The sequence below is a fragment of the Rhizobium sp. BK619 genome (genome assembly GCF_014195245.1).
GTDB classification, from domain to species: Bacteria; Pseudomonadota; Alphaproteobacteria; order Rhizobiales; family Rhizobiaceae; genus Rhizobium; species Rhizobium acidisoli.
Genome location: NZ_JACIBH010000008.1, coordinates 329211 through 346277, shown reverse-complemented (window position 1 = coordinate 346277; position 17067 = coordinate 329211). Strand labels below are relative to the sequence as shown.

At 63.1% G+C, this 17067-nt stretch carries 15 protein-coding genes; 12 read left to right on the top strand and 3 right to left on the bottom strand.

Annotated elements, in window-relative coordinates; translation table 11 throughout:
- Window positions 1–31 precede the first annotated feature (31 nt).
- From FHX14_RS17670 to rpmG, 9 genes are all read left to right on the top strand, one after another.
- A complete protein-coding gene (locus FHX14_RS17670) occupies window positions 32–988 on the top strand; it encodes an aspartate carbamoyltransferase catalytic subunit (RefSeq protein WP_003587231.1) in 957 nt (318 codons plus the stop codon).
- A complete protein-coding gene (locus tag FHX14_RS17665; RefSeq protein ID WP_003587232.1) occupies window positions 985–2274 on the top strand; it encodes a dihydroorotase in 1290 nt (429 codons plus the stop codon). The genes FHX14_RS17670 and FHX14_RS17665 overlap by 4 nt, the downstream gene beginning before the upstream one ends.
- Before the next feature lie 45 nt (window positions 2275–2319).
- Window positions 2320–2940: a glycerol-3-phosphate 1-O-acyltransferase PlsY gene (gene plsY / locus FHX14_RS17660; protein ID WP_184377921.1), complete on the top strand. Its 621-nt coding sequence runs from the start codon at window positions 2320–2322 to the stop codon at window positions 2938–2940.
- Window positions 2940–4082 (top strand): DNA-processing protein DprA, encoded by a 1143-nt coding sequence (gene dprA, locus FHX14_RS17655; RefSeq protein ID WP_184377920.1) that lies wholly within the window; start codon window positions 2940–2942, stop codon window positions 4080–4082. The genes plsY and dprA overlap by 1 nt, the downstream gene beginning before the upstream one ends.
- Before the next feature lie 171 nt (window positions 4083–4253).
- Window positions 4254–6908, top strand: a complete 2655-nt coding sequence (gene topA / locus FHX14_RS17650; RefSeq protein ID WP_184377919.1) for a type I DNA topoisomerase — start codon at window positions 4254–4256, stop codon at window positions 6906–6908.
- A gap of 1 nt (window position 6909) precedes the next feature.
- Complete coding sequence (gene rnr / locus FHX14_RS17645) at window positions 6910–9282, top strand: ribonuclease R (RefSeq protein ID WP_184377918.1); 2373 nt, start codon at window positions 6910–6912, stop codon at window positions 9280–9282.
- Between the two features lie 71 nt (window positions 9283–9353).
- The gene (locus FHX14_RS17640; protein WP_184377917.1) at window positions 9354–9806 is read left to right on the top strand and encodes a DUF983 domain-containing protein; all 453 of its coding nucleotides are present in this window, start codon (window positions 9354–9356) and stop codon (window positions 9804–9806) included.
- Between the two features lie 253 nt (window positions 9807–10059).
- The gene (locus FHX14_RS17635; protein WP_054181885.1) at window positions 10060–11244 is read left to right on the top strand and encodes an MFS transporter; all 1185 of its coding nucleotides are present in this window, start codon (window positions 10060–10062) and stop codon (window positions 11242–11244) included.
- Window positions 11245–11336: 92 nt separating this feature from the next.
- Window positions 11337–11504, top strand: a complete 168-nt coding sequence (gene rpmG, locus FHX14_RS17630; RefSeq protein WP_003587245.1) for a 50S ribosomal protein L33 — start codon at window positions 11337–11339, stop codon at window positions 11502–11504.
- Between the two features lie 745 nt (window positions 11505–12249).
- Here the strand turns inward: rpmG and FHX14_RS17625 are convergent.
- Together FHX14_RS17625 and FHX14_RS17620 are read right to left on the bottom strand one after the other, a co-directional pair.
- On the bottom strand, window positions 12250–13623 hold the full coding sequence (locus FHX14_RS17625; RefSeq protein WP_003587247.1) for a PleD family two-component system response regulator: 1374 nt from the start codon (window positions 13621–13623) through the stop codon (window positions 12250–12252).
- An 18-nt stretch (window positions 13624–13641) separates the two neighbouring features.
- Window positions 13642–14013 carry a response regulator gene (locus FHX14_RS17620; RefSeq protein ID WP_003547430.1) on the bottom strand — a complete coding sequence of 124 codons (372 nt, stop codon included), beginning with the start codon at window positions 14011–14013 and terminating at the stop codon, window positions 13642–13644.
- Between the two features lie 132 nt (window positions 14014–14145).
- Between FHX14_RS17620 and FHX14_RS17615 the strand changes: the two genes are divergently transcribed.
- Together FHX14_RS17615 and FHX14_RS17610 are read left to right on the top strand one after the other, a co-directional pair.
- Window positions 14146–14454 (top strand): DUF3572 domain-containing protein, encoded by a 309-nt coding sequence (locus FHX14_RS17615; protein WP_054181884.1) that lies wholly within the window; start codon window positions 14146–14148, stop codon window positions 14452–14454.
- A 2-nt stretch (window positions 14455–14456) separates the two neighbouring features.
- Entirely contained in the window at window positions 14457–15134 is a 678-nt protein-coding gene (locus FHX14_RS17610) for a hypothetical protein (RefSeq protein ID WP_003587251.1), read from the top strand.
- Here the strand turns inward: FHX14_RS17610 and FHX14_RS17605 are convergent.
- Complete coding sequence (locus FHX14_RS17605; RefSeq protein ID WP_184377916.1) at window positions 15109–15696, bottom strand: GNAT family N-acetyltransferase; 588 nt, start codon at window positions 15694–15696, stop codon at window positions 15109–15111. The two genes, FHX14_RS17610 and FHX14_RS17605, sit on opposite strands and share 26 nt — an antisense overlap.
- A gap of 75 nt (window positions 15697–15771) precedes the next feature.
- On the opposite strand from FHX14_RS17605, the gene FHX14_RS17600 reads away from it, so the two are divergent.
- Window positions 15772–17064 carry a DNA polymerase IV gene (locus FHX14_RS17600; RefSeq protein ID WP_184377931.1) on the top strand — a complete coding sequence of 431 codons (1293 nt, stop codon included), beginning with the start codon at window positions 15772–15774 and terminating at the stop codon, window positions 17062–17064.
- The last annotated feature ends 3 nt before the right edge of the window (window positions 17065–17067 follow it).

Below are 17067 nucleotides of genomic sequence, written 5' to 3'. Positions count from 1 at the left end.
AGACCCGCCAGAGACAGCAAGAGGCAGGGTCATGGTCTTTTTCCCCCACCGCCACCTCATCGGCATCAAGGGCCTCACCGAGCAGGATATCACCTATCTGCTCGACAAGGCCGATGAGGCCGTCAAGATCAGCCGCCAGCGAGAGAAGAAGACGTCGACGCTGCGCGGGCTGACGCAGATCAACCTCTTTTTCGAGGCATCGACCCGCACGCAAGCCTCCTTCGAGCTTGCCGGCAAGCGGCTCGGCGCCGACGTCATGAATATGTCGGTCGGCAATTCCTCGGTGAAGAAGGGCGAGACACTGATCGATACGGCGATGACGCTGAATGCGATGCGCCCCGACGTGCTGGTCATCCGCCATTCGAGCGCGGGGGCGGCCGCCCTGCTTGCCCAGAAGGTCTCCTGCTCGGTCGTCAATGCCGGCGACGGGCAGCACGAACATCCGACCCAGGCGCTGCTCGACGCGCTGACGATCCGCCGCGCCAAGGGCAAGCTCTCGCGCATCATCGTGGCGATCTGCGGCGACGTGCTACATTCGCGGGTGGCGCGCTCCAATATCCTGCTGCTGAACGCCATGGGCGCGCGCGTGCGCGTCGTCGCCCCTGCCACTCTTCTTCCCGCCGGCATCGCCGATATGGGCGTCGAGGTCTTCCATTCGATGAAGGAAGGGCTGAAGGACGCCGATGTGGTGATGATGCTGCGGCTGCAGCGCGAGCGCATGTCCGGCGCCTTCGTGCCTTCGGTGCGCGAATACTACCACTTCTACGGGCTCGACGCCGAAACGCTGAAGGCGGCGAAAGAGGATGCGCTGGTCATGCATCCCGGCCCGATGAACCGCGGCGTCGAGATCGCCTCCGAGGTAGCGGACGGTCCGCAGAGCGTGATCGCCGAACAGGTGGAAATGGGGGTCGCGGTGCGCATGGCGGTGATGGAGACGCTGCTCGTCTCGCAGAACCAGGGCCCCCGAACCGATGGATTGAAGGCATGAGCAACCCGATCGTCCTCCAGAACGTCCGCATCGTCGATCCGTCGCGCAATCTCGACGAGGTGGGCACGATCATCGCCGCAAACGGCGTGATCCTTGCTGCCGGAAGCGCCGCGCAGAACCAGGGCGCGCCCGAAGGTGCCGATATCCGCGACTGCACCGGCCTTGTCGCCACACCGGGCCTCGTCGATGCGCGCGTCCATATCGGCGAACCCGGCGGCGAGCACCGCGAGACGATCGCCTCGGCAAGCCGGGCAGCGGCCGCCGGCGGCGTCACCTCGATCATCATGATGCCGGACACAGATCCCGTGATCGACGACATCGCCCTCGTCGAATTCGTCAAGAAGACGGCGCGCGATACCGCCGCCGTCAACGTCTATCCGGCCGCCGCCCTCACCAAGGGACTTTCCGGCGAGGAAATGACCGAGATCGGCCTGCTGATGCAGGCAGGCGCGGTCGCCTTCACCGATGCCCATTCCAGCGTCCACGATACGCAGGTGCTGCGCCGGATCATGACCTATGCGCGCGAATTCGGCGCCGTCATCTGCTGCGAAACCCGCGACAAATATCTCGGCGCCAACGGCGTCATGCATGAGGGGCTTTTCGCCAGCTGGCTCGGGCTCTCCGGCATTCCAAGAGAAGCCGAGCTCATCCCGCTCGAACGCGATCTCAGGATCGCAGAGCTGACACGCGGGCGTTATCATGCCGCGATGATCTCGGTGCCGCAATCGGTCGAGGCGATCGAACGCGCCCGCAACCGTGGCGCCAAAGTGACCTCGGGCATCTCGATCAACAATCTGGCGCTCAACGAAAACGACATCGGCGAATATCGCACCTTCTTCAAGCTCTATCCGCCGCTGCGCCCGGAAGACGACCGGGTCGCCATGGTCGAGGCGCTGGCAAGCGGCGCGATCGATATCATCGTCTCCTCGCACGACCCGCAGGACGTCGATACGAAGCGCCTGCCCTTCGGCGAGGCTGAAGACGGCGCGGTCGGCCTCGAAACCACGCTGGCGGCGGCTCTCAGGCTTCACCATGGCGGCCAGGTGAGCCTGATGCGCCTGATCGACGCCATGTCCACCCGCCCGGCCGAGATTTTCGGCCTCCCCGCCGGCACGCTGAAGCCGGGGGCTGCGGCCGATATCGCGCTGATCGATCTCGATGAGCCTTGGCTTGTCGCCAAAGACATGCTTCTCTCCCGCTCGAAGAACACGCCGTTCGAAGATGCGCGCTTCAGCGGGCGGGCAATCGCGACATACGTCTCGGGAAAGCTTGTCCATGCACTCTAGGACGCGGCTGGACTGAGAATAGGCCACGGAGGGCTGAGGCGGCATATGTTATCCAATCTCATGTCATGGCAGATCACGCTGCCGGTCGCGCTTGCCGCCGCCGTCATCGGCTATCTCTTCGGCTCCATTCCTTTCGGCTTGATCCTGACGCGCGCCGCCGGGCTCGGCGACGTGCGCAGCATCGGCTCCGGCAATATCGGCGCGACCAATGTGCTCAGAACCGGAAACCGCAAGCTCGCGGCGGCGACGCTGCTGCTCGATGCATTGAAGGCGTCGGCCGCAGCCTGGATCGTCGGCTATTTCCTCGGTGAGGAGGCAGCGATCATCGCCGGTTTCTTCGCCTTCATCGGTCATGTCTTTCCGGTCTGGATCGGCTTCAAGGGCGGCAAGGGTGTCGCCACCTATATCGGCACGCTGCTAGGCGTCGCGCCGATCATGGTCGTGCTCTTTGCCGCAGTCTGGCTGGCAATCGCCTTCACCACCCGCTACTCCTCGCTGTCGGCGCTGGTCGCCATGCTTGTCATTCCGGTTGCGCTGTGGATACTAGGCAACGAAAAGGTTGCAGCCGTCATGGCGATCATGACGCTCATTTCCTATTGGAAGCACAGGGCGAATATTTCCCGGCTGATGGGCGGGACCGAAAGCAAGATCGGGGCAAAGGGATAATGGATGCGCTGAGCGCGGGACCAAAAGGCACTGTGCTGAGCGAACGGCAAAGAATTGCCTGGCTGCGCCTCATCCGTTCCGACAATATCGGCCCCGCGACCTTTCGCGACCTTATCAATCATTTCGGTTCGGCCGAGGCAGCGCTTGCGGCACTGCCGGAGCTTTCGGCGCGCGGCGGCGCGACGCGGGCAATCCGCATCGCCAGCGAGGCGGAGGCGCATCGGGAACTGGAGGCGGCGCATCGTTTCGGCGCCCGCTTCGTCGGCATCGGCGAGCCGGACTATCCGCAAGCGCTGAAGCAGATCGACGGCGCGCCGCCGCTCTTGGCCGTCAAGGGCACACTCGCCGCCGCCAAACGGCCGGCCGTCGGCATCGTCGGCTCGCGCAACGCCTCGATCGCCGGCGCCAAATTCGCGGCGATGGTGGCGCGCGACTGCGGCCGGGCCGGCTATACCGTGGTCTCGGGTCTCGCGCGCGGCATCGATACCGCCGCGCACCGGGCAAGCCTGGAGACGGGCACGATCGCGGCCCTTGCCGGCGGTCTCGACCAGCCCTACCCGCCGGAAAATATCGGCCTGCTCGAGGAGATCACCGGCGGCAACGGCCTGGCGGTGAGCGAGATGCCTTTCGGCTGGGAGCCCCGCGCCCGCGATTTCCCGCGCCGCAACCGGCTGATCGCCGGCATCGCGCTCGGCCTCGTGGTCGTCGAAGCGGCAACGCGCTCGGGATCGCTGATCACCGCACGGCTTGCCGGCGAATTCGGCCGGCTGGTGTTTGCCGTACCCGGCTCACCGCTCGATCCGCGCTGCCATGGCACCAACGGCCTGCTGAAGGACGGCGCTTCGATCGTCACCGCACCTGCCGATGTCATCGAGGCCTTGGCGCCGCTGGCGCAATTCGAGCTGTTCCCGTCGTCGATGGCGGAGGAGCCGCCAGGTGGCGGCGGGGCAATGGCGATGCCGCCCGGCGATACGGATCGCAACCGCATCATCGATGCGCTCGGGCCGACGCCGGTGGAGATCGACGATATTATCCGCCACACCGGACTGTCGGCATCGGCGGTCTATCTCATCCTGCTGGAACTCGACATCGCAGGCAGGCTGCACCGGCATCAGGGCGGTCTCATCTCGCTTTCCGATTGAGCTTTGGGCGATACGGACCGGCCGCTTTGCAGCAGCCGGAAGACGTAAAATTGTAGCAAACCCCTTGACCGCAGCGATTTCCCTGTCCATGTCGGAGGGCCGGCATCCATGTTGCGGTGTGTGTTGCGCTGGTTTCAACGCTGGCGTCGTTTCCTTTTTTAGAGAATCATCATGAATGTTGTAGTGGTGGAATCGCCTGCCAAGGCCAAGACGATCAACAAGTATCTGGGTTCGGGATACAAAGTGCTCGCCTCCTTCGGCCATGTGCGCGATCTGCCTGCCAAGGATGGCTCGGTCCTCCCCGATCAGGATTTTGAAATGCTTTGGGAGGTCGACGGGGCCTCGGCCAAGCGGATGAAGGACATCGCCGACGCGGTGAAATCGTCCGACGGCCTGTTTCTGGCGACCGACCCTGATCGCGAAGGCGAAGCGATTTCCTGGCACGTCCTCGATATGCTGAACAAGAAGCGGGTGCTGAACGGCAAGCCGGTCAAGCGTGTCGTCTTCAACGCGATCACCAAGAAGGCGGTGCTCGACGCGATGGCCGATCCGCGCGACATCGACGTGCCGCTGGTCGACGCCTATCTGGCGCGCCGCGCGCTCGACTATCTCGTCGGCTTCAATCTTTCGCCGGTCCTCTGGCGCAAGCTGCCCGGCGCACGCTCGGCCGGCCGCGTCCAGTCGGTGGCGCTTCGCTTGGTCTGCGACCGCGAATCCGAAATCGAGCGCTTCATTTCGGAAGAATACTGGAACATCTCGGCACTTCTGAAGACGCCGCGCGGCGACGAGTTCGAGGCAAGGCTGGTTTCGGCCAACGGCAAGCGGCTGCAGCCGCGCGCGATCGGCAACGGCGAGGATGCGGGCCGCCTGAAGGCTTTGCTGGACGGCGCGAGCTATGTCGTCGACACGGTCGAGGCCAAGCCGGTCAAGCGCAATCCAGGACCGCCATTTACGACCTCGACCCTGCAGCAGGCCGCCTCCTCCAATCTCGGTTTCTCCGCCTCGCGCACCATGCAGATCGCCCAGAAGCTTTATGAAGGCGTCGATGTCGGCGGCGAGACCGTCGGTCTCATCACCTATATGCGAACCGACGGCGTGCAGATAGCGCCGGAGGCGATCGATGCCGCCCGCAGCGCCATCGTCGACCAGTTCGGCGAGCGTTACATGCCCGAAAAGGCGCGCTTCTATTCCACCAAGGCCAAGAACGCCCAGGAGGCGCACGAGGCGATCCGCCCGACCGATTTCTACCGCTCACCCGACCGCGTGCGCCAATTCCTCGACGCCGACCAGATCCGGCTCTACGACCTGATCTGGAAGCGCGGCATCGCCAGCCAGATGGCCTCGGCCGAAATCGAGCGTACGACGGCTGAAATCACCGCCGACAACAAGGGCGAGAAGGCCGGGCTGCGCGCCGTCGGCTCGGTCATCCGCTTCGATGGCTTCATCGCCGCCTATACCGATCAGAAGGAAGACGGCGAGCAGAGCGACGACGGCGACGAGGATGGCCGCCTGCCGGAGATCAATGCGCGCGAGACGCTCGCCAAGCAGAAGATCAATTCGACCCAGCATTTCACCGAGCCTCCGCCGCGCTACTCGGAAGCCTCGCTGATCAAGAAGATGGAAGAGCTCGGCATCGGCCGCCCCTCCACCTATGCGGCGACGCTGGCGACGCTGCGCGACCGCGACTATGTGACGATCGACAAGCGCAAGCTGATCCCGCAGGCCAAGGGCCGGCTGGTGACGGCTTTCCTCGAAAGCTTCTTCACCAAATATGTCGAATACGACTTCACCGCCGATCTCGAGGAGAAGCTCGACCGGATTTCCGCCGGCGAGCTGAACTGGAAGCAGGTGCTGCGCGATTTCTGGAGGGATTTCTTCGCCCAGATCGAAGACACCAAGGAACTGCGCGTCACCAATGTGCTCGATTCGCTGAACGAGGCGCTGGCGCCGCTGGTCTTCCCGAAACGGGAGGACGGCAGCGATCCCCGGATCTGCCAGGTCTGCGGCACCGGCAACCTGTCGCTAAAGCTCGGCAAATATGGCGCCTTCGTCGGCTGCTCGAACTATCCGGAATGCAATTATACCCGCCAGCTCTCCTCCGAAAACAGCGGAGAAGCGGATGGTGCTGCCCTCAACGAACCGAAGAACCTCGGCACCGATCCGACGACCGGCGAGGAACTGACGCTGCGCTCCGGCCGCTTCGGCCCCTATATCCAGCGCGGCGACGGCAAGGAGGCCAAACGCGCTTCGCTGCCGAAGGGCTGGAAGCCTGAGGACATCGACTACGAAAAGGCGATGGCGCTGATTTCGCTGCCGCGCGATATCGGCAAACATCCGGAATCCGGCAAGATGATCTCGTCGGGCATCGGCCGCTATGGGCCGTTTCTGCTGCATGACGGTTCCTATGCCAATCTGGAAACGATCGAGGACGTGTTTTCGGTCGGGCTCAACCGCGCCGTGACCGTCATTGCCGAAAAGGCAAACCAGGCACCGGGCCGTGGTTCGCGCGGCACGCCGGCGGCGCTGAAGACGCTCGGCGATCATCCCGACGGCGGCGCGATCACCGTTCGCGACGGCAAGTACGGACCTTATGTCAACTGGGGCAAGGTCAACGCCACCCTGCCGAAGGGCAAGGATCCGCAGGCGATCACCGTCGAGGAGGCGCTTGCGCTGATCACGGAGAAGGCCGGTAAGGCGCCTGCCGGCAAGACGAGCAAGGCGAAAGCCAAGCCGAAGGCGGCGGCCGCCGAAGCCAAGACCACCAAGACGGCGGCCAAGCCGAAGGCAACGAAGGCGAAAGCGCCCGCGAAATCGAAAAAGAGCTGACGTGAGCAGAATACCGCGCGACAGAACGAACCCTGCGGGCAAGCGCCCGGGCAAGATCGGCCGTGCCGGCAAGGATGCTCCCGCCGTCGAGCCGCTGAACATCGTCCACGGCGCGCTGCCGTCGCGGGAGGTGATCCTGCGCTTCATCGCCGATCATCCGCAGAAAGCTTCCAAGCGGGAACTCGCCAAGGCTTTCGGCCTGAAGGGCGACAACCGCGTCGAGCTCAAGCACATGCTGCAGGAGCTCGAGCAGGAAGGCATGCTGCAGAAGAACCGTAAGTCGCTGATCCGTCCCGGCGCGCTGCCGCCGGTCACCGTTCTCGATATCACCACGCGCGACAAGGACGGCGATCTGATCGGCCGGCCGGCGGAATGGCCTGAGGATCAGGGTGTCGCACCCGCCGTCGCCATCCGCCAGCAATCGCCCGCAGGCCGTCAGGGCAAGGGCAAGGCGCCGGTCGCCGGCCTCGGCGACCGCATTCTGGCGAAGATCTTCCCGGCCGTCGATCGCGGCGGACCGGCCTATACGGCGCGGATCATCAAGGTGATCGACAGGCGCCGCGGCGCCTCGATGGGCGTTTTCCGCGCAGCACCCGGCGGCGGCGGCCGGCTGCTGCCGATCGAGCGGCGCGGCGAGGAGATGGTGATCGATCCCGACTTCACCGGCGGCGCCAAAGATGGTGACCTGGTCGAGATCGAAGTCGCCCGTCTCGGCCGCTTCGGCCTGCCGCGCGCCAAGGTCCTTTCGGTCGTCGGTTCGGTCGGCTCGGAAAAGGCGATCTCGATGATCGCCATCCATGCGCACGGCATTCCGCATGTCTTCCCGCCCGCCGTTACAGCCGAGGCGGAGGATGCAAAACCCGCGACGATGTCGCATCGCGAGGACTGGCGCGACGTGCCGCTGATCACCATCGATCCGGCCGATGCCAAGGACCATGACGACGCCGTCTATGCCGAACTCGACCCCTCGCCCGACAATCCCGGCGGCGTCATCGTCACCGTGGCGATTGCCGACGTCTCCTGGTATGTCCGCCCGAAGTCGCCGCTCGACCGCGAGGCGCTGAAGCGCGGCAACTCGGTCTATTTCCCGGATCGTGTCGTGCCGATGCTGCCGGAGCGAATTTCCAACGATCTCTGCTCGCTGAAGGAAGGCGTCGACCGCCCGGCGCTTGCCGTGCGCATGAGCTTTTCTGCGGAAGGCCGCAAGATCGGCCACACGTTTCATCGCGTCATGATGAAGAGCGCGGCCAAACTCTCCTACCAGCAGGCGCAGGCGGCGATCGACGGCACGCCGGACGATAAGACCGGACCGATGCTCGAGCCGATCCTGAAGCCGCTCTGGCACGCCTATGCGGTGATGAAGCGCGGACGCGACCGGCGCCAGCCGCTCGAACTCGACATGCCGGAGCGCAAGATCCTGCTGAAATCCGACGGCACCGTCGACCGGGTCTACGTGCCGCCGCGGCTCGACGCACACAAGCTGATCGAAGAGATGATGATCCAGGCGAACGTCTCGGCCGCCGAGACGCTGGAAAAGAAACGCCAGCCGCTGATCTACCGCATCCATGACGGCCCGACGCTTGCCAAGCAGGAAATCCTGCGCGAATTCCTGGCGACGCTCGGCATCCCGCTTGCCAAGGGCGGCAATATGCGTGCCAACAACTTCAACGGCATTCTGGCGAAGGCGGACGGCACGCCGCACCAGACCATGGTCAACGAGATGGTGCTGCGCTCGCAGAGCCAGGCGATCTACGGCCCGGAGAATATCGGCCATTTCGGCCTCAACCTGATGAAATACGCGCATTTCACCTCGCCGATCCGCCGTTACGCCGATCTCATCGTGCATCGCGCCCTCGTCGGCTCGCTCGGCTTCGGCGAAGGCGGCATCACGACAGAGGAAGAGGCAGGCCTCGACGATATCGCCGCGGAAATTTCGACCTTCGAGCGCCGGGCCATGGCGGCCGAGCGTGAGACGGTCGACCGGCTGATCGCGCATCATCTGAGCGGCCGCGTCGGCGAGGAATTTGCCGGGCGGGTCTCGGGCGTTACGAAATCCGGGCTTTTTGTCGCCCTGCCGGAGTATGGTGCCGATGGTTTCGTCCCCATATCGACGCTCGGCAGCGACTATTTCATCTATGACGAGGCGCATCAGGCGCTCTCCGGTGAACGGACGGGGCTCGGCTATCGCCTTGGCGACAACGTCACCGTGAAGCTTGCCGAAGCGATCCCGCTTGCCGGGGCGCTGCGCTTCGAGATGGTCAGCGAAGGGCGCGAGATGCCGACGGCGGTGCGCTCCTTCCACAAAGCCGGCCACCGCGACCGGGGCCAGGTTCGCAAGAAGCCGGGAACGAGGCCACCGCGCGGGCGGCATTGAAATGTTCCAGCTGTCCGAAAGCGGCATTGGGCGAGATTCACGAGCCCATGCGGCCTGAAGAGGAATATGCGATGAGCACACCGACCGAACCGGTCGTCCGCTATGGCGACAGACCCGAGGCCGAGCGTCCGCTGGGACGCTCCATCCTGCGTGGGCTGATGAACCGCTGCCCGGCCTGCGGCAGCGGCAAACTTTTCCGTGCCTTCCTGAAGCCGGTCGATCATTGCGCGGCCTGCGGCGAGGCGATGCATCACCAACGCGCCGACGACCTGCCGCCCTATATCGTCATCCTCGTTCTCGGCCACGTCGTGGTCGGCGGCTATATGCTGACCGACATGACCTTCGTGCTGCCGGTATGGGTGCATATTGCCATCTGGGCGCCGATCACGGTCATCACCGCGCTTGCCTCGATCCAGCCGATCAAGGGCGGCGTCATCGGCCTGCAATGGGCGCTGCGCATGCACGGTTTCGGCGGCGAGAGCGACGGTCCGGACGATTATGACATCCCCGGACGCCCGGATTGATCGCTTTCACCTTCCAGACATATTTACCGTGTAGTGCCAGCGCTCCACCGACCACTACCCAAATGCGGCAGCCGACGATCCTCAACCCGACATGGTAAGCATTTCTTGGCCGAACGGGCTTTACATTCCGCAGATGGTCACTCACATCGGAAATACTGCGAAGCGGCATCCGTCACCCGGATTTGGCACGTTTGTGTCTATCTGTCCGACGGGACCGGCCGATTCGCTCGCGCAGCTTTCTAAGGATGGATAAATGTCTCAGCCGAGAAACGGCACACCGGGCGATGTCGAGGAAATCCATTGGCCTTCTCTGGTGGCAGCCATCTCGTCGATATCAGCCGTTGGCATAGCAATCGGCCTCGGGCTCCCGCTTCTCAGCATCATCCTGGAAAAACGCGGCATCTCGTCCACCCTGATCGGGCTGAACACGGCGATGGCAGGCGTCGCCGCGATGGCCGCTGCGCCCATCACCACCAGGCTCGCGCATAAATACGGCGTTGCGCCGACCATGCTCTGGGCGGTGCTGATTTCGGCGCTGAGCGCACTCGGCTTTTATTATGCCCAGGATTTCTGGATGTGGTTTCCGCTGCGTTTCGCCTTTCATGGCGCAACGACGACGCTGTTCATCCTTTCCGAATTCTGGATCAATGCCGCCTCGCCGCCGTCCAAGCGCGGCTTCGTGCTCGGCATCTATGCGACGGTGCTTTCCCTCGGCTTTGCCGCCGGGCCGCTGTTGTTTTCGATCCTTGGCAGCGACGGCATCTTCCCCTTCCTGATCGGCGCCGGCGCCATCCTGCTGGCCGCCATTCCGATCTTCATCGCCCGCGACGAGAGCCCGGTGCTCGAGGAAAAACCGGAGCTGCATTTCATGCGCTACGTTTTCCTGGTGCCGACGGCAACGGCGGCGGTCTTCATCTTCGGCGCGGTCGAAGCGGGCGGGCTGTCGCTTTTCCCGATCTTTGCCGTGCGCGCCCATTTCACCGAATCGCAGGCCGCACTTCTGCTCACCATGATGGGCGTCGGCAACGTCATCTTCCAGATCCCGCTCGGCCTGCTTTCCGACCGTATTCCCGACAAGCGGCCGCTTCTGGCCGGCATGGCGCTGATGGGCTTCGTCGGCTCGATGATGCTGCCGCTGCTGGTCGACAACTGGCTGCTGATGGCCGGACTCCTGCTTTTCTGGGGCGGCTGCGTCTCCGGCCTCTATACGGTCGGCCTCAGCCATCTCGGCTCGCGGCTGACGGGCTCCGACCTTGCCGCCGCCAATGCAGCCTTCGTCTTCTGTTATGCGATGGGAACCGTGGCCGGGCCGCAGGCAATCGGTGCGGCGATCGATGTCGCCGGAAATAACGGTTTTGCCTGGGCGATTGCCGCGTTCTTCGGCCTCTATGCCCTACTTTCCGGCATCAGACTGATGTTCATTCGAAAACGGACTTGACTTTTCGGGCGGGATTCGTAGTTTCGCGCCAGGATTTGCCGTGGAGCCCATCCGGCTTCCACGGCTTTCATTTTCTTAAAGGCAGGACGACCATGGCCAAGGCTACAACAATCAAGATCAAGCTGCTGTCGACAGCCGACACCGGTTTCTTCTACGTCACGACGAAGAACAGCCGTACGATGACGGACAAGATGACGAAGACGAAGTACGACCCGATTGCTAAGAAGCACGTCGAGTTCAAGGAAACTAAGATCAAGTAATCACTTGGTTGCCGGATTTCGCAAAAAGCGCGCGCCCTCGGTTGCGCGTTTTTTATTGCCCGAATTGGCCCTCTTGGCGATGACAGCGCAAACAGAAAAACGCCGCCCTTCCATCTTCGGGAAGTGGCGGCGTTTTCTTGAAAGGGGGTCGGCCAGCATGCAAAACGGCACGAGGAACCGCTATAACTTGCCTACTAGCCGACCGACCCCACGACCCAGGAGATGCGGCGGACCTGAGCATCATGGGGTATCGACAACTCCTCAGCGGGAGCGCTTCTCTTATGAGCCGATAATTTGCGCAAAAATGAAAGAAAATCAACAAATTCTTAATGATGATTTTTGCGGACTTGATTCTATGGTTAAAAGTCCAGTTTTGGTACATACAAAGATTTATCGCCTCTGCTTAAGGATGAAGCCTAGGCGCTGACCCACCCAAGAAATTCGACAATATAACGTAATAACCTACACCTCCCCTCCCGCTACGTGAGGTGGTGCGGCGGCACTCTATTTCCGCCCATCGGCGGAAGGCATTTTTTATAGTCGGCATTTTATTTTTAGCTATGGCCGGACGCCTTGAAGACTATCGGGCAGCGGCGCATCCGCAGCAAAGCCGGAAATCCATTTTTGGGCTATTTGATTGCAAATTTTTCACGCCGCGCTGTGCGGGCGAGCATTAAAAATCGGTAACAATCCGCTTACCACGGTGGAAAACCCATAAACGGCACATAAGGCGACAGGTGATTCGTCAGGCGGCCGCGGCGACGACGCGATTGCGGCCGGTATTCTTGGCCTCGTAAAGCGCAAGATCGGCCTGCTTCATCAGCTGATCCGGGGTCAGCACCGAGCCGATGCGCGAAGCGATGCCGAAGGAAGCGGTGACATTCAGCGCCTCCCCCGCGTGTTTCAGCATGAAGGGCGCGTTTTCGACGGCCGCGCGCAGGCGCTCGGCAACAGCGGCGGCAATTTCCGGCGAGGTATCGGGCATGACGACGACGAATTCCTCCCCGCCGTAGCGGCAAGCGAGGTCGGCGCCGCGAATGGTCGAGCGGACGCGGTTGGCAAACTCCCGCAGCACTTCGTCGCCGCCGTCATGGCCATAGGTGTCGTTTACCTGCTTGAAGCGATCGATATCGGTGATCAGCACCGAAAGCGGCCGGCCCCGCGCCATCGAACGGTTGAAAAGCACGTTCAGGTGATTGTCGAGATAACGCCGGTTATAAAGGCCGGTCAGCGGATCGGTCACGGCAAGCTCGATCGTCTGCTTGACGCTGGCGCGCAGGCGGTCGTTGCAGCGCTTGCGACGGATCTGCGTCAGGCTGCGGGCAACCAGCTCGTTGGGATCGACCGGGCGGATGATGTAATCGTTGACGCCGAGATCGAGCGCGCGCACGACCATCTCGTCCGCGCCCTGCTCGGTGATGATCAGGATCGGCAGGAAGCGGGTACGCTCCAGCGAGCGCAGCTGCGAGCAGAGGCGCAGCGGATCGTAGTCGTCGAAATTGGCGTTGACGATGACGAGATCGAAGGCGCTTTCGGCCGCCTCGAAGAGCGCTGCCTGCGGATCGGAAAGGGCAAGCACGTCGGCGACGGGCTTCACCGCCTTAATGATGCGCTCCTGCGAATTGGCGCGGCCGTCAACGAGCAGGATCTGACCGGTCTCGTCGGCGCGGCCCTCGCCTGCCCGCATGAGATCGTCGATGCCCATCGTATGGGCGGTGTCGGCGCGGATGCGCAGTTCATCGCTCAACGTCTTCAGCCGCAGCAGGCTCTTCACCCGTGAGATCAGCTGAAGGTCGTTGACCGGCTTGGTGAGGAAATCGTCGGCACCGGCCTTCAGACCGCGGACGCGATCGGCCGGCTGATCCAGTGCCGTGACCATGACGACAGGAATATGGGCAGTCTTGCGGTTGGCCTTCAGCCGCTCGCAGACCTCGAAGCCGTCTATGCCGGGCATCATGATGTCGAGCAGGATCAGATCGACCTGGTTGCGCTCGCAGATCGCCAGCGCCGTGTAGCCGTCAGCCGCGGTCATCACGTCGAAATACTCCGCAAGCAGCCGCGCTTCGAGCAGCTTCACATTGGCCGGAATATCGTCAACCACCAGTATTCGCGCAGTCATAGCTGTCTTTCCGATGCGTCAGGCATCGCCCAGATAGGTCTTGATCGTCTCGATGAATTTCGGAACCGAGATCGGCTTGGAAACATAGGCTTCGCAGCCGCCCTGGCGGATCCGCTCCTCGTCGCCCTTCATCGCGAAAGCCGTGACGGCGATGACGGGAATCACGTGCAGCTCGTCGTCTTCCTTCAGCCATTTGGTGACTTCGAGGCCGGAGACCTCGGGAAGCTGTATATCCATCAGGATGAGGTCGGGGCGATGCTTGCGCGCCAGATCAAGCGCCTCCATGCCGTTTCTGGTCTGGATCGTGGTATAACCGGACGCCTCGATGAGGTCGCGAAAGAGCTTCATGTTAAGCTCGTTATCTTCTACAATCATCACCTGTTTGGGCATGACAAGCTGTCCCTACGTCCGTTCGCGCAGCGGTTCGTCCCATGAGAAAGGCACATGCGGACAATTGCTCCGTGAAACCGATAGCGCACGCTAGCGGTATTTGGTTGAAGAAAAGGTAACTTACCCCTCGAAATGCAAAGCAACTTCAAGACTTCGAAACAACCGGCCGCCGACCCGCACGCGACCGCGATCGCCGTGCTCGGCTGGCTTGCCGACGATCCCGACATGTTCGGCCGATTTCTTGCGCTGACCGGTGTTGCGCCCGGCCAGGTGCGCAGCGCCGTCAACGATCCCGGCTTTCTCGCCGGCATGATGGATTTCCTGATAAACCACGAACCGACGGCGATGGCTTTCTGCACGGCGAGCGGCATCAGCCCGGAAACGGTCACCGCCGCCTGGCAGCATTTCTCCTCGCCGGGCCTCGATTCCGGGGAATATTGACGGTGACCGGCATAGCGCAACTCGATACCTCGCATATCCGGCTCGGCGAACGGCCGCTGATCGTCTGCGACGTCGACGATGTCGTGCTGCAGTTCATCGGCCCGTTCCAGCTTTTTCTTGAAAGCCGGGGGCATGCCTTCCTGCCGCGCTCGTTCCGGCTCCACGGCAACATCGTCTCGCAGGCCGATGGCGCGGAGATCGAGGATCAGCGGGTCAGCCGGCTGATCGAGGAATTCTTCGAGGCGCAAGAGCTGTGGCAGACGCCGCTCGATCGCGTCGTCGAGACGCTCGGCCGGCTTTCCGAGGCCGCCGACGTGCTTTTCCTGACGGCCATGCAGCCGCGGTTCCAGGACCAGCGCCGCCGCCTGCTCGACAGGATGGGCCTGCTTTTTCCGCTGCTTGCCAGCGAAGAGCCCAAAGGGCCGATCGTTCACGCTTTGCATGCCAGCCGCTCCCTTCCCGTCGTCTTCATCGATGATATGGCGCGCAATCTGCATTCCGTTAGGGAACATGTTGCCGATTGCCTGCTGATTCACCTGATGCCCGACTCCCCCGTCCATCGTTTCGCGCCGGCGGCAGCCGACGACATCACCCGCGTCAGCGACTGGACTGATGCCGCCGCGCTGATCGAGGCGCACTTCCTTGCCGGCGCTTTCAGCCCTGCAGTTCCAGCCGCATGAGCGGTCGGCCGTCCTTGCGCCGCGCCACCGTCTCGAAACCGGCCGCATCGAAGATCGCCGTCGAGCCGATGCACAGTGTCACCGATTTCGACTGCTTCACATGATCGATCGGACAGGCTTCGAGCAACCGCGCGCCCTGGCGCCGCGCATGATCGATCGCCAGCGAAAGCAGGCGATGGCTCATGCCCTTGCCGCGGAAGCGCGGCAGCAGGAAGAAGCAGCTGACGGCCCAGATCGACGGATCGTCCGCATCACCCTTCTCCAGCGGCCGCGAAACCGTGCGCGGCGAATTGAACTGCGGCACGTCATGGCGCGGCCCGACCTGCACCCAGGCGACCGGCGCCCCGTCGGCATAACAGAGAATGCCCGGCGGCGGCCCGGCCTTGATCCGGTCGTGCATATGCACCTTGCGCTCGTCGGCCGCCATCTTCGTTCTGATCGCATGCGGCAGGCGCAAGGCGACGCACCAGCAATTGTAGAAGGCACCCTGCGGTCCGAACAGGGTTTCGAAGTCGTCCCAGCGTTCTGCCGTTACCGGCTCGAAACGAAGATCGTTATCCAAAGGCAAAGCTCCCGCCTCTCTTGAGACTCGGAAGCTTAAGGCGTAGTGTCGCGGCGTTCAACCTTTGTTCTCATGATGACGCCCGCGCCCGACAAGACACCCGGCTTCTGTCGCGACTGCCTTGCCGAGCAGAAGGGCGAGGCGCGCCGCTGCGTGTCCTGCGGCAGCCCGCGTCTGGTGCGCCATCGCGAGCTCTATGCCTTGACGCTTGCGCATATCGATTGCGACGCCTTTTATGCGGCCGTCGAGAAACGCGACAATCCGGACCTTGCCGACAAGCCTGTGATCATCGGCGGCGGCAAACGCGGCGTCGTTTCCACCGCCTGCTATATCGCCCGCATCCACGGCGTGCGGTCGGCGATGCCGATGTTCAAGGCGCTGGAAGCCTGCCCCGAGGCGATCGTCATCCGCCCCGACATGGAAAAATACGTCCGGGTCGGGCGCCAGGTCCGCGCCATGATGCAGGATCTGACGCCGCTGGTGCAGCCGCTGTCGATCGACGAGGCCTTTCTGGAGCTTGGCGGCACCGAGAGGCTGCATCACGACCCGCCGGCCCGCACCCTGGCCAAATTCGCCCGCCGGGTCGAGAAGGAGATCGGCATCAGCGTGTCGGTCGGGCTTTCCTATTGCAAATTCCTCGCCAAGGTCGCCTCCGACCTGCAGAAGCCGCGCGGCTTTTCGGTTATCGGGCGCGAGGAAGCGGTCGAGTTTCTGGCGCCGCGTCCGGTGACCACGATCTGGGGCGTCGGCAAGGCCTTTGCGGCGACGCTGGAGGCTGATGGTATCCGCACCATCAGCCAGTTGCAGCAGATGGAGGAAAACGACCTGATGCGCCGCTACGGCAGCATCGGCCAGCGGCTCGCCCGGCTGTCGCGCGGGATCGACGACCGTGAAGTGCATCTCAACGACGCGGCCAAGAGCGTTTCAGCGGAGACCACCTTCTTCGACGACATCTGGCGTTATGACGATCTGGTGCCGATCCTGCGCAATCTCTCGGAAAAGGTCTCCTGGCGGCTGAAGAAAAACGACATCGCCGGCCAGACCGTGGTCCTGAAGCTAAAGACCGCCGAGTTCAAGTTACGCACGCGCAACCGCAAGCTCGAAGACCCGACCCAGCTTGCCGACCGGATCTTTCGCACCGGGCTCGAGCTTCTCGAAAAGGAGACGGACGGCACGAAGTTCCGGCTGCTCGGCATCGGCGTCACCGATCTCAGCGATGCCGCCCGTGCCGATCCGCCCGATCTCATCGACCGGCAATCGGGCCGGCGGGCGGCGGCCGAAGCGGCGATGGACAAGCTGCGCGACAAGTTCGGGAAGAACACCGTCGAGACCGGCTACACCTTCGGCAGCGGCAAGCGCGATCACTAAAGC

Coding starts and splice junctions, on each gene's coding strand:
- FHX14_RS17625 (WP_003587247.1), bottom strand. CDS start 13,623: ATGACTGCGCGAATACTGGTGGTTGACGATATTCCGGCCAATGTGAAG.
- FHX14_RS17620 (WP_003547430.1), bottom strand. CDS start 14,013: ATGCCCAAACAGGTGATGATTGTAGAAGATAACGAGCTTAACATGAAG.
- FHX14_RS17665 (WP_003587232.1), top strand. CDS start 985: ATGAGCAACCCGATCGTCCTCCAGAACGTCCGCATCGTCGATCCGTCG.
- FHX14_RS17635 (WP_054181885.1), top strand. CDS start 10,060: ATGTCTCAGCCGAGAAACGGCACACCGGGCGATGTCGAGGAAATCCAT.
- plsY (WP_184377921.1), top strand. CDS start 2,320: ATGTTATCCAATCTCATGTCATGGCAGATCACGCTGCCGGTCGCGCTT.
- FHX14_RS17640 (WP_184377917.1), top strand. CDS start 9,354: ATGAGCACACCGACCGAACCGGTCGTCCGCTATGGCGACAGACCCGAG.
- FHX14_RS17670 (WP_003587231.1), top strand. CDS start 32: ATGGTCTTTTTCCCCCACCGCCACCTCATCGGCATCAAGGGCCTCACC.
- FHX14_RS17615 (WP_054181884.1), top strand. CDS start 14,146: ATGCAAAGCAACTTCAAGACTTCGAAACAACCGGCCGCCGACCCGCAC.
- topA (WP_184377919.1), top strand. CDS start 4,254: ATGAATGTTGTAGTGGTGGAATCGCCTGCCAAGGCCAAGACGATCAAC.
- dprA (WP_184377920.1), top strand. CDS start 2,940: ATGGATGCGCTGAGCGCGGGACCAAAAGGCACTGTGCTGAGCGAACGG.
- rpmG (WP_003587245.1), top strand. CDS start 11,337: ATGGCCAAGGCTACAACAATCAAGATCAAGCTGCTGTCGACAGCCGAC.
- FHX14_RS17600 (WP_184377931.1), top strand. CDS start 15,772: ATGACGCCCGCGCCCGACAAGACACCCGGCTTCTGTCGCGACTGCCTT.